The organism is Paenibacillus sp. tmac-D7 (assembly GCF_006519665.1).
Lineage (GTDB): Bacteria > Bacillota > Bacilli > Paenibacillales > NBRC-103111 > Paenibacillus_G > Paenibacillus_G validus.
This window is the reverse complement of the sequence record NZ_VIDW01000024.1, coordinates 40,633-55,923: the sequence shown is the minus strand read 5'-3', so window position 1 is coordinate 55,923 and position 15,291 is coordinate 40,633. Positions and strand designations below refer to the sequence as shown.

The 15,291-nt window shown below is 55.1% G+C and carries 19 protein-coding genes; 16 read left to right on the top strand and 3 right to left on the bottom strand.

All coding sequences use genetic code 11. The features are described 5' to 3' along the window. Positions 1-24: 24 nt before the first annotated feature. Together FKP33_RS16915 and abc-f are read left to right on the top strand one after the other, a co-directional pair. Positions 25-1,968 (top strand): ABC-F family ATP-binding cassette domain-containing protein, encoded by a 1,944-nt coding sequence (locus FKP33_RS16915; protein WP_141335827.1) that lies wholly within the window; start codon positions 25-27, stop codon positions 1,966-1,968. Positions 1,969-2,083: 115 nt separating this feature from the next. Next, positions 2,084-3,697, top strand: coding sequence for a ribosomal protection-like ABC-F family protein (gene abc-f / locus FKP33_RS16910; RefSeq protein WP_054799417.1), 1,614 nt, complete (start codon positions 2,084-2,086; stop codon positions 3,695-3,697). A gap of 107 nt (positions 3,698-3,804) precedes the next feature. Here abc-f and FKP33_RS16905 read toward each other — a convergent pair whose 3' ends face one another. Beyond that, a complete protein-coding gene (locus FKP33_RS16905; RefSeq protein ID WP_054796473.1) occupies positions 3,805-3,993 on the bottom strand; it encodes a hypothetical protein in 189 nt (62 codons plus the stop codon). 107 nt (positions 3,994-4,100) lie between these two features. Here FKP33_RS16905 and FKP33_RS16900 point away from each other — a divergent pair, with 107 nt between their 5' ends. From FKP33_RS16900 to FKP33_RS16865, 8 genes are all read left to right on the top strand, one after another. After that, positions 4,101-4,439: a thioredoxin family protein gene (locus FKP33_RS16900; protein WP_054796442.1), complete on the top strand. Its 339-nt coding sequence runs from the start codon at positions 4,101-4,103 to the stop codon at positions 4,437-4,439. Positions 4,440-4,484: 45 nt separating this feature from the next. Then, positions 4,485-4,868, top strand: coding sequence for a kinase-associated lipoprotein KapB (kapB, locus tag FKP33_RS16895; protein WP_141335826.1), 384 nt, complete (start codon positions 4,485-4,487; stop codon positions 4,866-4,868). Positions 4,869-4,887: 19 nt separating this feature from the next. Continuing rightward, entirely contained in the window at positions 4,888-6,282 is a 1,395-nt protein-coding gene (locus FKP33_RS16890; RefSeq protein ID WP_141335825.1) for a sensor histidine kinase, read from the top strand. Positions 6,283-6,288: 6 nt separating this feature from the next. Then, positions 6,289-6,948, top strand: a complete 660-nt coding sequence (locus FKP33_RS16885) for a response regulator transcription factor (RefSeq protein ID WP_054796444.1) — start codon at positions 6,289-6,291, stop codon at positions 6,946-6,948. A 37-nt stretch (positions 6,949-6,985) separates the two neighbouring features. Continuing rightward, the gene (locus FKP33_RS16880) at positions 6,986-8,065 is read left to right on the top strand and encodes a Gfo/Idh/MocA family protein (RefSeq protein ID WP_141335824.1); all 1,080 of its coding nucleotides are present in this window, start codon (positions 6,986-6,988) and stop codon (positions 8,063-8,065) included. Between the two features lie 4 nt (positions 8,066-8,069). Further along, a complete protein-coding gene (locus tag FKP33_RS16875; protein WP_127605752.1) occupies positions 8,070-8,717 on the top strand; it encodes a trimeric intracellular cation channel family protein in 648 nt (215 codons plus the stop codon). Positions 8,718-8,740: 23 nt separating this feature from the next. Beyond that, a complete protein-coding gene (locus FKP33_RS16870) occupies positions 8,741-9,262 on the top strand; it encodes a hypothetical protein (RefSeq protein WP_258313464.1) in 522 nt (173 codons plus the stop codon). An 83-nt stretch (positions 9,263-9,345) separates the two neighbouring features. Beyond that, positions 9,346-10,086: a YhcN/YlaJ family sporulation lipoprotein gene (locus FKP33_RS16865; protein ID WP_054796446.1), complete on the top strand. Its 741-nt coding sequence runs from the start codon at positions 9,346-9,348 to the stop codon at positions 10,084-10,086. 53 nt (positions 10,087-10,139) lie between these two features. Here FKP33_RS16865 and FKP33_RS16860 read toward each other — a convergent pair whose 3' ends face one another. Continuing rightward, positions 10,140-10,850, bottom strand: coding sequence for a response regulator transcription factor (locus tag FKP33_RS16860; protein WP_141335823.1), 711 nt, complete (start codon positions 10,848-10,850; stop codon positions 10,140-10,142). Between the two features lie 222 nt (positions 10,851-11,072). On the opposite strand from FKP33_RS16860, the gene FKP33_RS16855 reads away from it, so the two are divergent. Both FKP33_RS16855 and FKP33_RS16850 read left to right on the top strand, forming a co-directional pair. Then, entirely contained in the window at positions 11,073-11,276 is a 204-nt protein-coding gene (locus FKP33_RS16855; protein WP_054799415.1) for an aspartyl-phosphate phosphatase Spo0E family protein, read from the top strand. 114 nt (positions 11,277-11,390) lie between these two features. Further along, the gene (locus FKP33_RS16850; protein ID WP_244932905.1) at positions 11,391-11,561 is read left to right on the top strand and encodes a hypothetical protein; all 171 of its coding nucleotides are present in this window, start codon (positions 11,391-11,393) and stop codon (positions 11,559-11,561) included. Between the two features lie 35 nt (positions 11,562-11,596). On the opposite strand, the gene FKP33_RS16845 is transcribed toward FKP33_RS16850, so the two are convergent. Next, positions 11,597-11,920, bottom strand: coding sequence for a winged helix-turn-helix transcriptional regulator (locus FKP33_RS16845; RefSeq protein ID WP_054796475.1), 324 nt, complete (start codon positions 11,918-11,920; stop codon positions 11,597-11,599). Between the two features lie 248 nt (positions 11,921-12,168). Between FKP33_RS16845 and purT the strand changes: the two genes are divergently transcribed. From purT to FKP33_RS16825, 4 genes are all read left to right on the top strand, one after another. Continuing rightward, the gene (gene purT, locus FKP33_RS16840; RefSeq protein ID WP_141335822.1) at positions 12,169-13,350 is read left to right on the top strand and encodes a formate-dependent phosphoribosylglycinamide formyltransferase; all 1,182 of its coding nucleotides are present in this window, start codon (positions 12,169-12,171) and stop codon (positions 13,348-13,350) included. A 97-nt stretch (positions 13,351-13,447) separates the two neighbouring features. Then, positions 13,448-14,236 (top strand): TIGR00266 family protein, encoded by a 789-nt coding sequence (locus tag FKP33_RS16835; RefSeq protein WP_054796447.1) that lies wholly within the window; start codon positions 13,448-13,450, stop codon positions 14,234-14,236. A gap of 64 nt (positions 14,237-14,300) precedes the next feature. Further along, a complete protein-coding gene (locus FKP33_RS16830; protein ID WP_127605758.1) occupies positions 14,301-14,573 on the top strand; it encodes a hypothetical protein in 273 nt (90 codons plus the stop codon). Between the two features lie 166 nt (positions 14,574-14,739). Continuing rightward, entirely contained in the window at positions 14,740-15,246 is a 507-nt protein-coding gene (locus tag FKP33_RS16825; RefSeq protein ID WP_127605760.1) for a metallophosphoesterase family protein, read from the top strand. Positions 15,247-15,291: the final 45 nt, after the last annotated feature.

Sequence of the window (15,291 nt, the reverse complement as noted above, 5' to 3'; positions counted from 1 at the left end):
GCTTGAAGAGAGGAAGATACGATCATGAATATCGTGACGGTTGAAGATTTATATAAAAGCTACGGTGAAAAAGTGCTGTTCGACGGCATTTCGTTTCAAATCAATGAGAAGGAGCGGATCGGTCTCGTCGGCGTGAACGGGACGGGCAAATCGACGCTGCTTCGGGTGATGGCCGGTCTTGAAACGACGGAGCGCGGCAAGCTGACGCACGCCAATCATTTTCACGTCGAATATTTGCCGCAGCAGCCCGAGTTCGACATGGAGTCGACGGTGCTCGAACAGGTGTTCCACGGCGATACGCCGATTATGAAGGCACTCCGCGAGTACGAATGGGCGCTCGCCGAACTCCAGCTCGCGCCGGAGGATGAGAAGCGGCAGGCGAAGCTGTTCGCCGCGCAAAGCCGGATGGACGCCAGCGGCGCCTGGGATGCGCAGACGACGGCAAAGACGGTGCTCTCCAAGCTCGGCATCCGCGACTTCGCGCAGAAGGTCGGCACCCTGTCCGGCGGCCAGCGCAAACGCGTCGCGATGGCGCGCGTGCTCATCCAGCCTGCCGACCTGCTGATTCTGGACGAGCCGACCAACCACATCGACCACGAGACGGTCGAATGGCTGGAGGATTTCCTCGCCGGGTGGAAAGGCGCGCTGCTGCTTGTTACGCACGACCGGTACTTCTTGGACCGGGTGACGAATCGCATGTTCGAGCTGGATCGCGGCAAGCTGTACAGCTACGAAGGGAACTATGCTTCGTTTCTGGAGAAAAAAGCGGAACGCCTCGAACGGGAAGCCTCCATGGAAGACAAGCGGCAGAACCTGCTGCGGCGCGAGCTGGCCTGGCTGCGAAGAGGCGCAAAAGCGCGGACGACGAAGCAGAAGGCGCGCGTGGACCGCGTCGTCGAGCTGCGCGACCGCAAGGTCGACGGTCCGTCCGGAAGCCTCGATATGTCGCTGGGCGCAGGCCGTCTAGGGAAAAAGATTATGGAGCTTGAGGATGTCTCAAAAGCTTACGACACGCGCCGCATCGTCGACTCATTCAGCTACATCGTGCTGCCCGAAGACCGCATCGGCATCATCGGTCCGAACGGCACCGGCAAATCGACGTTCCTCAACATGCTGGCCGGACGGATTCAGCCGGACAGCGGCGAAATCGCCGTCGGACCGACGGTTAAGCTTGCCTACTATACGCAGGAGAGCGTCGAGATGGACGAGAAGATGCGGGCGATCGAGTACATCAAGGAAGCGGCCGAAGTGATCCGCACGACCAGCGGCGAAGCCATTACCGCTTCACAGATGCTGGAGCGGTTCCTGTTCACCTCGGCTCAACAGTGGACGCCGATCGGCAAGCTGTCGGGCGGCGAGCGCAGAAGGCTGTATTTGCTGCGGACGCTGATGGGCGAACCGAACGTGCTGCTGCTCGACGAACCGACGAACGATCTCGACATTCAGACGTTGACGATTCTCGAAGAGTATTTGGAAGACTTCCCGGGTGTCGTCATCACCGTCTCCCATGACCGTTATTTCCTGGACCGGACGGCGGACCATTTGTTCGTTTTCGAAGGGGACGGGAAGGTGCGCAAGTTTTACGGCAACTACAGCGAATATTTGGAGCAGACGAAGCAGGAGCGGCAGCAGGAGAGCGATACGGCTCGTACCGGGAAGGCGGATGCACCGAAGAGTGCGCAAGGCCAGGCATCGACGGCAGGCGACCGCCGGGAGGCGAACCAGAACCGTCCGAGAAAGCTTTCTTTTAAAGAACAGAAAGAGTGGGACGAAATCGAAGGCAAAATCGCCGATATGGAAGAAAAGCTCGCGGAAGTGAAGCGGGGCATCGAGAGAGCCGGGAGCGACTACGGCAAAGTGCAGGAGCTTTACCGCGAGGAGCAGGAGCTTACCGAGAAGCTGGAGCAGGCGATGGAGCGCTGGTCGGAGCTGTCGGAGCTGGTCGAGAGCATCTCCCAACAGAAATAAAGGCGCCCTGCATAATCTTTTTGGGAAACAAGCTCTAGTTATGCTATAATATACGTTTGGAAGCTATTTGTTTTATCGTTTAGTTTTAGTCCATGGGAAAGTAGGTCATCGATTCATGATTACGGTAACTAACGTCACGTTAAGATACGGCAAACGCGCGTTATTCGAAGACGTCAACATCAAATTTACTCCGGGCAACTGTTACGGGTTGATCGGCGCGAACGGAGCGGGCAAATCGACGTTCCTGAAAATTTTATCCGGCGAGCTGGAACCGAACAAGGGCGAAGTGAGCATTACGCCGGGCGAGCGCATGGCCGTATTGAAGCAGAACCATTTTGAATACGACGAAATCGACGTGTTGAAAACGGTCATTAAAGGCCACGCCCGACTGTTTCAAATTATGGAGGAAAAGGATGCGCTTTACGCAAAGCCCGATTTCTCCGAAGATGACGGCATGAAAGCGGCGGAGCTTGAGGGCGAATTCCAAGAGCTGGACGGCTGGCAGGCGGAGTCCGATGCGGCGGAGCTGCTGATCGGTCTTGGCATCCCGAAAGATTTGCACGATATCAAAATGAAAGAACTTGACGGCAGCCAGAAGGTGCGCGTCCTGCTGGCGCAAGCGTTGTTCGGCAATCCGAACATTCTGCTGCTCGACGAGCCGACGAACCATTTGGACATCGAATCGGTCCGCTGGCTGGAGAACTTCTTGTCCCGCTACGAAGGCACCGTCATCGTAGTCTCCCATGACCGTCACTTCCTGAACCAGGTATGTACGCATATCGCGGACATCGACTTCAGCAAAATCCAGCTGTACGTCGGCAACTACGACTTCTGGTACGAGTCCAGCCAACTGGCGCTCAAGCTCGTGCGGGAGCAAAACAAGAAAACCGAAGAGAAGCGCAAGGAGCTCGAGGAGTTTATTCGCCGATTCAGCGCCAATGCGTCCAAGTCCAAGCAGGCGACGTCCCGGAAGAAAACGCTCGAGAAGCTTCAGCTTGAGGACATCAAGCCGTCGACGCGCAAATATCCGTTCATTAAATTTACGCCGGAACGCGAAGCGGGCAAACAACTGCTGCAGGTTGACCGGATCAACAAAACGATCGACGGCCAGCTTGTGCTGAACAATGTCTCTTTCACCGTGAACAAAGGGGATAAAATCGCCCTTGTCGGCCCGAACGGGATCGCCAAAACGACGCTGTTCCAAATCCTGATGGGCGAAATCGAAGCCGATTCCGGTGAGTACAGCTGGGGCGTAACGACAACGCAAGCCTATTTCCCTAAAGACAACTCGGCTTATTTCCAGTCCGATATGAATTTGGTCGATTGGCTGCGTCAATATTCGAAGGATCAAGACGAGTCGTACCTCCGCGGGTTCCTGGGTCGGATGCTGTTCTCCGGCGAAGAAGCGCTGAAGAAGGCGAGCGTACTGTCCGGAGGCGAGAAAGTGCGCTGCATGCTGTCCAAAATGATGATGAGCGGCGCGAACGTACTGCTGCTCGACGAGCCGACGAACCACTTGGATCTTGAATCCATCACGGCGCTGAACAACGGCTTGATCGATTTCGACGGCACGATGCTGTTCGTTTCGCATGACCATCAGTTCGTGCAAACGATCGCCAACCGCATCATCGAGATTACGCCGGCCGGAATTATCGACAAGGTCATTACGTACGACGAGTTTCTGGAGAACGACGATATTAAGCGTCAGCGCGAGCTTGCCTACGCTTAATACAAGTCTGACGCCAGCGCGTTTGCTTCCGTCGCGCGCGACAAAAGAAAAGGATGAGCGGCAGCCCTTCCGGGCAGCCCTCATCCTTCTTTAACACCTATGGCCGATTAGCTTCCGCCGGTACGACGGCGTTGATTGTTCGGTTTCTTATTGTTCTGGCTGCGCATGACCGCGTCGCTGCCAGCCCGCTGCTGCGGATTGTTCTTCGCGTCAAGCTGAGCTTGTTTCTTCTGTGCAAGCTTGTTCTTGATCGCATCCGCCAAGCTCACCTTGCGCGGTTCTTCCGAGTTATTCATTTCCGACATTTGTATACACCTGCCTGTAGATCAATATAGTACCATCATACCGGATTTGTCCACCCGGAAGCAACATTCAAAAATAAAGCCGAGAAGGGGGCGTTGAGATGGGATTGCCCGACTGGTCGGAGAAGGAGCTGAAGGCCCTGAGTCTCCCGCCCGTTACGCCTGCGGACCGAGCGGACGAACCGACGCGTTATGTGCTGTTCCATACGCCGCTATGCGGCACATGTCAAGCGGGCCGGCGAATGCTGGAGGTCGTGGCCTCCATGGATCCGGGTCTGACTATCGGACAGACGAACATCAACTTGTGCCGGGAGCTGCCTTATGACTGGCAGATCGAAAGCGTACCTTGCCTGGTCAAACTGGAGCGCGGTGTTCCGACCGGCAAGCGGTACAGAATGGAAGGGGTCGCCGAGCTCTACGCCTGGATGAGAACAACGTAACAACGTAATCCAGCCGAAACCTGAATGAAGGAAGGGAGAATTCATATGCAATCGGATACATGTCAACCGGGTCAAATTGTTACGGCGTCATACAAAACGGGAGAGTACATCGGCGAAGTCGTCGAGCTGATGTCAACCGGTAAAGCGGCTGTGCGCATTCTTGCCGTAGTGAAACATCCGGCCCAAGGAGATTTGCACAATCCGATGAACCCGGACGTGCCGTTCTTTCATGAACGCCGCGCGCTGGCCTACCAGGAGATCGCCTTAATGCCGCCGCAAACGATCGCCGCTTATCACGGTTCGATTCCGGATTACAAACAATCGCTGCTGCAGGCCCTCGATCGGGAGATCGCCAGCTTCGACCGGCTCCGCCGCTTTGCGGAGCGCTCGCTCAGCGAGCTGGAGAAGCTGAAGCAGGACTATCTCTAAGAGACGGAAGTGATTGACCATGCTGTTCGTACTCATCGGTCTATGGACTGTCGGGCTGCTCTTGCTCGTAACCGATCCGAAGCGGCTGACGACCCGATGGATCAGCAGCATTGCCTTTACCGGCGGGTCCGGGGGCTTGTCCGCGGTCATTGCCGATCAGGTGGTTCCGTACTTGCTCGAGCGACAATGGCTTACCGAGCCGGTCGCTCAACTGCTTGCGAACGCTGAGCTCATTGCGTCCCGAATTTGTTACTATGGACTGCCGTACACGTTCCTGATGTTCGCCATCGTTTATCACCCGAATTATCCGCTGTGGACTTGGCGTAAATGGTTGCCGTGGGCACTGCTTCTGCCGCTTGCCGGAACGTTCCTGTTCGAACCGAAGCCGAACGATCCGATTCCTTACGGTTATGTTACGTTCTGGGCGACGCCTTATATCCTTACCGGCATCGGCCTGCTGCTGACGGCGGCCTGCCGCGAGCGCAACTCGTTCTTGCGCCGCAGCCGGTTTCTGGTTGCGGCGGCGGCGGCGCCGACGTTATTTTTTGCTCTATTCACATTATATTTATTTCCGACGTTTCTCGGCATTTATGAGCTGTGGCGGTATAACGCCTGGGTTATCGCCTTTACGATTGCAGTTATTATCGGCTCCAGCTTTCGGTACGGTTTTATGGGGCTGCAAATTTCGATCCAAAACCAGAAGCTCGATTATACGCTGCGGGCGATTACATCGGGAACGTCGATCCTGAACCATGCGATCAAGAACGACGTAGGGAAAATCCGGCTGTTTGGCGAAAAAATCAAATCCGATGCCGCAACAGGCAGTCCCGATCCGGTCGAGCTCGTGCGGGACTTGGAAGTAATTATGAACGCTTCCCAGCACATTTACGATATGATGTACCGGATTCAAGGCCAAACGCAGGAGGTCGTTCTGCAGAAGGAACGCATCGTTCCCGCCGATGTCATGCACGAATGCCTGCGCATGCTGGCTCCGGAGTTAAGCGGCTTCGAGGTCCGCGAGGAGTATGCGTACAGGGGAGCCATGGAAGCTGACCGCGCGCAGCTCGTCGAAGTATGGACGAACGTGCTGACGAATGCGATGGAAGCGATGCCGCAAGGCGGCGTGTTAATCGTGCGTATGACGGAGACGAAACGGAAAATCGTGGTGGAAATCAAGGACAACGGAATCGGGATGGAAAAGCATCAGCTGAAACGGGTGTTCGATCCTTTTTACTCGACGAAGAGCGGGAAAAAGATGAATTTCGGACTAGGGCTGTCTTACTGCTATGCCATCGTGCATAAGCATAAGGGCACCATGAACGTACACAGCAAGCCGGGGCTGGGCACGAGCGTATTCATGCAGTTCCCGAAGCCGAAGCAGCAGCATGATAATTCTGTTGAAGGAAAGGGTTGATCTGAGATGGAGACGAACGTCATCCGGGTTGCCATCGTGGAGGATGACCCCGATTGGCTGGTCGGCTTGAAAAGCTACTTGAACAAGGAAGCGGACATCGAGGTCGTCGGAACGGCTTCCAGCGGCGCCGACGCTGTGGAACTGCTCGAACGGACGGAAGCGGACGTCGTGCTGCTGGACATTATGATGTCCGACAGCCCGGAAGGGCTATGGGCGGCGGCCGAGATTGTGAAGTGCAGCGGCGCGCGGGTGATCATGTTGTCCTCGATGGAGGAAAAGGACATGATCTTCGAGGCTTTTAGAGCGGGAGCGGTCGATTATATGGTGAAATCGGATTTCGCTGAAATTCCGAAAGCGGTGCGCAGCGCCTATGCGAACCGCAGCGCCATCCATCCGAGCGTAGCGGCGCAAATGCGTGAGGAATTCCGGCGCTTGAAGCAGCTCGAACAGGATGTGCGGGCCAAGGAGCTGCGCGAGCTGCTGACGCCAACGGAAATTCAAGTGCTCGATTTAATCGAGAAAGGGCACACGCAGACGCAAATCGCCGACAAGTTCGTCGTCTCGATCCGGACGGTGAAAGTGCATGTAGGCAACATTTTGAAGAAGCTTGGCGGAAAAAGCAGCAAAGAAGCGGCGCAAAAAGCAAAGGATATGGGCATTCTGTAAGAAGCACCATTACATCTTGAATGGGAGGAAATTTGCGATGTCTGCCAATGATCGGATTCAAATCGGCATCATCGGCGCCGGTGGTATCGGCAATGAGCATATGAAAGGCTTCCAGGCGACGCCGGGCGCCGTCGTCACGGCTGTGACGGACGTATACCAGCCGCTCGCCCTCGAACGGGCGAAGCAATACGGCATACCGAACGTTCATGCGACCTATCAGGAACTGCTGCAGGATCCGGGGGTCGATGCCGTCGTCATAGCCGTCCCGAACGACGTGCATGCGCCGATTGCCATCGAAGCGCTGCAGGCGGGTAAACACGTGCTGCTGGAGAAACCGATGGCCATGAATGCCGCTTCTGCGAAGGAAATCGTCAAGGCCCACCATAAATCCGGCAAAGTGCTGATGCTTTCGCATCAGCAGCGCTGGGAATCCGTGTATTTGCAAGTGAAGGAGCAGATCGACAAAGGCGCGCTCGGACGCATCTACAATACGAAAGCCGGTTGGATGCGGCGTAAAGGAATACCGGGCTGGGGCTCCTGGTTTACACAAATGCATAAAGCGGGGGGCGGTCCGTTAATCGACTTAGGCGTACATATGCTTGATTTGTCGCTGCATTTTATGGGCAGCCCGAAGCCGGTGTCCGTCTTCGGTACGACCTATGCCGAATTCGGGCCGAAGCGCAAAGGGATCGGCGACTGGGGCAAGCCGGATTGGAACGGCTTCTACGACGTGGAAGATTTGGCAACCGCGCTGATCAAGCTCGAGAATGGCGGTACGATTACGCTGGACGTAAGCTGGGCGGCGAATACGACGTTCCAGGACAACGGTCCGTATATTTATTTAATGGGCACGGACGGCGGCGCTTCGCTTAAAATGGGCCAGGGCACGCTGCACACCGAGCTCTTCGACCGGACAGCCGACGTGGAAGTGAACGTGCCCGAAGGAGACGAAGTTCCCCGCATTCGGATGAACGCACACTTCCTGGAATGTGTCCGCGAAGGGCGCGAGCCGATGACGTCCGCCATGTCGGGCCTGGCGAACAGTTTGGTACTCGAAGCGATTTACGAATCGTCCCGTACCGGGAACGTCGTAAACTTAGATTGGAGTTTGGATTAATCGGATGGATGAGCTTCTTCAAATTAACCTGCAGTTATTCAGCATGATCGGCACGATCGCGTTCGCCATTTCGGGCGCGGTCGTTGCCATGGAAGAAGAGTACGACATATTAGGCGTGTTTGTACTGGCCCTCGTCACCGCCTTCGGCGGCGGGGTTGTTCGCAATGTATTGATCGGCATTCCGGTGACGACCTTGTGGGAGCAGCGGACGTACTTCTTGACGGCGCTTATCGCCGCATTTCTCGTCTTTATCGTTCCTGTCAGCTGGATTCGCAAGTGGAAAACGTGGGAAGCGCTGTTCGACGCGATCGGCCTGTCGGCTTTCGCCATTCAGGGGGCGCTGTACGCGACGCAAATGAACGCCCCGCTGTCCGCGGTTATCGTAGCCGCCATGCTGACCGGGATCGGCGGCGGCATCATCCGCGATGTGCTGGCGGGCCGTAAACCGCTTGTGCTGCGAGACGAAATTTATGCGGTGTGGGCGATGCTGACCGGCTTCTTGATCGGCTTAGGCTGGGTGCAAGGCTCTTGGCAGCTGCTCGTCTTGTTTGCCGTCATTGTTGTTCTCCGGATGATGTCCGTATTCCGTCGTTGGCGACTGCCGCGTCGGGCTTTAAACTTGACCGAAGAACCGTCCATGGAAAAAAGCTGAATCGGGAATAAGGGGGGCTAATCGTGAGTAATAACCAAGAACCGGGTATTTCATGGAAGGAGTGGAGGCTCGTCCCTTCATCCTCCATTCAAGAGCGGTTGGAAACGGTCAGAACGCTGCAGGAGAGCGAGCTGGAACTGTATGAAATCAGCAAGGACAAGGTGAGTGCGGAGCATTACTTGCACTATGCTTACCTGCATCGCAACGTCGCGGCCATCGGCACGCCAGGGGCACAAGATGAAGTGTTCCATCAACTGCTTCCGCTTGACTCCGACGACGTGCTCGGTCTCTTGTTCGAAGAGCAGCCTTACACGTATCCGGAGCATTGGCAAAAGCCCTTTTTGCGCAACGGTCCGGAAGGCGACTATGTATGGTTTGACCCATCGTATGCCGCGCAGGAGGCCGAATTCGAGTCGATCGGCCGCAGCATCGCGGAGCAGCTGGCCCGCTTTAAGGAACAGGGAGATTTATCCGAGGAGGCGGTGCGCCGCTTCTTATCGGGAGTCGATGCCGGCTTCGACCCTGAATCTGACAAAAAGAAATAAGGCTGGCGCATAATTTCCACCCTGTGATTCATCCTAAGCTTAAGTCTTAGCTGTGTTAGGATGGACAGGAGGGAATGTCAAGCATGTATCGAGCATTAGGCAAAGGAACGAAGCGCATAGGGCTCGTCTCAGGCGTCTGCTTGCTGGTGCTTGCCGGCTGCGCAGGCAACAAGCCGGGTACGAGCAGTGCCGGGGGAGGGCTGAACGACCACCGGCAGCAAGCCTTATTCGACCGCGATTCCCGCAACAACGAAGACGCATCGCTTGGTGTGAAGCCGCGTTGGATTCAAGAACAGGAGAACCGCCAGCAGCCGGAAAACGGCGGACGCACGCAGCTCGATATGACGAATCGACATCTGGCCAAGACGATGGGCTTCGAACCGGGGATAGCGTCTAGAATCGCCGATCTTGAAGGCGTTCAAGCCGCGCAAGTGCTGCTGACGGAAGTTAACGCGTACGTCGCCGTAGTGCTGGACGGACATAAGCCGGACGAGGAAGCGAATCCGGATACGTGGGGTCATCGCATAACAGCTAAAGGCGGCGCAGGTTTATTCGGCGCGGTGGAGGGGACTCCCAACCGGATTTCCTGGACGGAGAACGGAGGGCTCGGCTACGGCAAAGCCGACGAAATCCGCAAGCTGGTGCTGACCATGGCGCCGACCCATATTCAAGACGTATACGTATCGGCCAACCCGAATTTCGTGCAGCGTGTCCGCTTTTACGCCAAGGAAGAGCAGGAGCGTGGCACGTTCGCCGATTATACGAACGAGTTTAATACCATGATTCAGTATGTGTTTCCGGATAACGGGAATACCAGGAAATAATCGGACACATCAAAAACTCCTTTAACCGCTTGATGCGGCATAAAGGAGTTTTTTTACTGCTGGAACTTGTATCCGACACCCCACACCGTCTTGATGTGCTTCGGATCCTTGGGATCGGTTTCTACTTTTTTACGTAAATTTGTAATATGTACGTCTACGGAGCGCTCGGTGACGAAAGAATCGATGCCGCGAATGTTGTTCAACAGCTCCTCCCTGGAAAACACTTTGCCCGGATGAAGCCAGAAGTGCTTCATGATTTCAAATTCGGAGTAGGTGGTTTCAACAGGCTGGCGATGCACGTAAATGCACCGTTTCTCCATATCGACTACAATATTGCTTGTCTCCTGCTGCGCTGCGGGCTTGGTGGAAGCGGCAGAAGCGGCCGCTTTGACCTTATGCGTGAGCGCGGATCTTCGCAGCAGGGCGCTCGTACGGGCAGCCAGCTCGCGCATGCTGAACGGCTTGCACATGTAATCGTCGGCGCCGTTCATCAGGGCGTTCACCCGCTCGGCCACTTCGCTCTTGGCGGACACAATCATGATGGGCACCGTCGATTTGGAGCGGAACTGCTTGCACAAGTCGATACCGTTCGTATCCGGCAGCATCAAATCGAGTATAAGAACATCCGGTTCAGCTTCGTTAAACAAATCGATAGCTTCTTGGCCGGTATAGGCGATGCTGACCGAATAATTTTCTTCGCTCAAGTAGATGGATATCATATCTGCGATACTATGATCATCTTCAACCAACAATATTCTAGACATGACTTGCCACCTCAAATATCGATGAATAGTAGGAAATCATTAACAATGCTCATAGATCCGTCTGCAACTTTTCCAAAAAGATGATGCAAAATGAAAGTAAAATGTAAAATAGGCGATTTCGATCCTGTTGTAAAGGGTAAATAAACAGTAACCGAGATCGAAGAGCCTCTCAAGTTATGCAGTTGTTCGCAAAAACGAACGTATGAATAGGGGGAATCGATCATGAACATATCAGGCAGCGAGCTGGGATGTCAAATTCAAAAATGCATCGATGATCTAAACATTCTCGTGATCGATAAAGGCTTGACGCTAACGGATCCGCTTGTAGTGAAAATAAGTATGGAGCTCGACGAACTGATCTTGGAAGCGATGCGCCGAAAGTGTGACGGCTCATCGTTCGTCTTTGATCGGTCATGCATAAAATGAAAGGATCGCGTACATACCAAGAAAGGAAGCTTGACTACTTCCCGGAAGGACGTGTCCGACTTGAACAGCTGTTATAAAGTGCGCGCTTGCTGCAGTACACGGGATTGCGACTACGTGCAACATAACGATATCATTCGGACGATCAACCATGAATCGTCTTTTTCTTTTGCCATGTGGATGAACGGGTTGGACGACCTCCAAGCGACGACAACCTGTCCCCGGTGCGGAAGCCGCCTATTTTACTACCCCGTTACCTATATGGCTGAAACGGGGTACGGCGAATAGCCGTACCCCCTAACATGAAGAAGGAAGAAACATGGTTACTGTTTACAGCACCATGCTTCTCCCCATTGCTGCACGGCTTCCATGACCGGCCGCAGCGCCTTTCCTTTATCCGTCAATTGGTACTCGATTCGCACCGGCGTTTCGGGATAGACGTGTCGGCTAATAACGCCTACGGCCTCGAGCTCTTTAAACCGTTCGGCCAACATTCTATCGCTCATACCGGGTATCATTTCTGAAATATCTTTAAATCTGCGCGGGCCCACCAGCAGCGCGCGGACAATCAAGCCGGTCCAGCGTTTACCTAAAATTTCAAAAGCCGCTTCAAACTTCGGACACATCGTTTGCGGTTGATCACTCATCGTTCTCACCTCTTCTTTATTTATTTTATCATAAGTTCCTTTACTTTCGTAAGATTTTTATGAAGGGTTTTTGCACAAATAGTAACATATTCTGGGGTCATAACCGGATGCAAAGCGTCATTAGAACGGTTTCGGTCGTTTTGAGCGGAACCGGAAGCCGGGAAATGCATTTTTTGGTTGAAAAAATGAGGCAAGTACAGTATAACTGCGATAGGCCTAAAAAAGTTAACCATCAGGAGGATTTATTGATGTACGGAGCCCCTTTATCAGGACAAGCCCAAAAAATGCTGCTGCTCGGCTCGGGCGAGCTGGGCAAGGAGGTCGTGCTCGAAGCGCAGCGTCTCGGTGTTGAAACGATCGCCGTCGACCGTTATGCGCATGCGCCGGCCATGCAGGTCGCGCACCGCTCGCACGTCGTGAATATGCTGGACGGGGAAGCGCTGCGGCGGATTATCGAGCAGGAGCGGCCGGATCTGATCGTGCCGGAGATCGAAGCGATCGCGACGCCGACGCTCGTCGAGCTCGAGTCGGAAGGGTACCGGGTCGTGCCGACCGCGAATGCGGCGCGGTTGACGATGGATCGTGAAGGCATCCGCCGCCTGGCTGCGGAAACGCTCGGGCTGCCGACGGCGAAGTACGCGTTCGCCGATAGTCTGGAGGAGCTTCGCGCTGCCGTTGCCGAGATCGGCACTCCTTGCGTGATTAAGCCGATCATGAGCTCGTCCGGCAAAGGACAGAGCGTCTGCCGGACCCCGGAGGATATCGAGACGTCGTGGAACTATGCGATGGAAGGCGGCCGCGCCAAGCGGACCCGCGTCATTGTCGAAGAATTTATCAAGTTCGATTCGGAGATTACGCTGCTGACGGTCCGTTCTGTCAGCGGCACGGCTTATTGCGCGCCGATCGGCCATATTCAGAAGGACGGCGACTATATCGAATCGTGGCAGCCTCACGAGATGTCCGCCGCGCAAATCGAAGCGTCGCAAGCGATTGCGAAAGCGATCACCGATGCGCTTGGCGGATACGGGCTATACGGCGTTGAACTGTTCTTGGCGACGGACCGCGTGTACTTCAGCGAAGTGAGCCCGCGGCCGCACGACACCGGTATGGTCACGATGGCGACGCAGGACTTGTCCGAATTTGCGCTGCACGTAAGGGCAATACTCGGCTATCCGATTCCGACAGTTCGTCTGTTGACGCCGGGTGCGTCGTATACGTTGAAGGCGGATCGCGACAGCACGGATTTCCGCATAGGCGGCATCGGGGAAGCGCTGGCGGTTCCGAACACGCAGGTCCGCGTTTTCGGCAAACCGGAGACGAAGCCCGGCCGAAGGATGGCTGTCGCGCTGAGCTCGGCGGACACGACGTCCCAAGCGAGAGAACAGGCTAAACAAGCCGCAGAAAAATTACATATCGACTATACGTCCTAACTCGTATCCGTCCGAGCTTCCCGGTTATAAGTGAAACGCGCAGCTGATCGTCTCGTACATATGCATATAAGCAGGATGAAGAAGGGGAGAGGAACCGATGAACGCACATGAAATCGATTATCAAATTGTGGGCTCCGAAATGCAATACGTTGAAATTGAGCTCGATCCCGGCGAAAGCGTAATTGCCGAGGCGGGCAGCTTAATGATGATGGATCAGAGTATCCATATGGAGACGATTTTCGGCGACGGCAGCGATCAGGGGAAAGGGCTGATGGGGAAGCTGTTCGGCGCGGGCAAGCGGTTGTTAACCGGCGAGAGCCTGTTCATGACGCTCTTTACGAACCGCGGTTCCGGGAAAGAGCGGGTCAGCTTCGCCTCTCCGTACCCGGGCCGTATTATGCCGATGGATTTATCCGAGCTCGGCAATAAAATCATTTGTCAGAAGGACGCCTTCCTGTGTGCCGCGAAGGGCGTCTCAGTCGGCATCGATTTTCAGCGTAAGCTGGGGACGGGCTTCTTCGGAGGCGAAGGCTTTATCATGCAGAAGATCGAAGGCGACGGACTGGCGTTCGTGCATGCGGGCGGGGCGATTTGCGAACGCGTGCTGCGGCCGGGTGAGCTGATTCGCGTCGATACCGGATGTTTGGTAGCTATGACGCAGGAAGTCGATTACGACATCGAGTTCGTGAAAGGTGTCAAAACCGCTTTATTCGGAGGCGAGGGTTTGTTCTTCGCAACGCTGCGCGGACCGGGACGGGTGTGGATTCAATCGCTGCCGTTCAGCCGTCTGGCCGACCGCGTCATGAGCGCGGCGGGGCCGGGCGGGCGTAAAGAAGAGGGGAGCATTCTCGGCGGACTAGGCAACCTGCTTGACGGCGACCGTTAAGAGCGATATGATTCTAAATACAAATAAGTAACCTCTCATTATTTTTTGGAAAAGGGGTGCGAAGATGGCATATAACCCACAAGTCGTCGATGCCAAAATCGTCAGTCACAATCCGAAGAACGGATTGTTCGAAATCGTTGCTCAAATGAAAGACAGGACCGTATGCCGTTTGATTTATGAAAAGGATGCGTCCGGTCAACCAAGGCCGACTCATATCAACCGCTTGCTGAAGGAGCCTTGCCCGATTTGCCGCAAAGATTTTCTTTGCAACTGCATGTCCAAGTTCAAGGAAACCATTTCCAGCCAGGCGCTCGAGAAGGCCGGAACTCCTCAATAAGCAGTCTCGCACTCGTTGCGCGGCGCGACAAGCCCGTAGGTTTTCTGCCTGCGGGCTTGTCGTTTGTTAAAAACCTGCCGCCGCATGGCAGGGTTAAAGCATTGATCTTTTGTCCTGCAGAGGGGAACTATGGTAAAATGTTGTTAAAGGCGAAAGGGGTTGTGCCATGCGAATCGGCGTCGTATCCGACACCCATTTAAACAGCCGCTCGACGGCACTTCCGGCAGCGCTCGTGCGCGGCCTGCAAGGCGTGGACTGCATCTTGCATGCCGGCGACTGGATCGACGAATCGATCGTCGCCTTATTCGAATCGATCGCCCCTGTGGACGGTGTAGCCGGAAACAACGACGGGGTGGAGATCATCCGACGGTTCGGCAAGCGAAAGGTGCTTGCGCTCGGCGGGTTTCGCATCGGACTCGTTCACGGGGACGGGGGACGCTCGACTCCCGAGACCGCCTTTCAGTCGTTCTGCGATACGCATGGACACTCGACCGTCGATGTGGTCATTTTCGGTCATTCGCACATCCCGTTCCTGGAAAGACGGGGCGGCACTTTGCTGTTCAATCCCGGTTCGGCCGCTGACAAGCGGCGGCAGCCGCAGTACTCATACGGCATCATCGAGCTGACGGACCGCATCGAAGCCACGCACTTCTATTATGCGGATCGCAGCTAACGTTCCATTCACGATTCAATAAACCCATTAGGAGACGGAGGAACC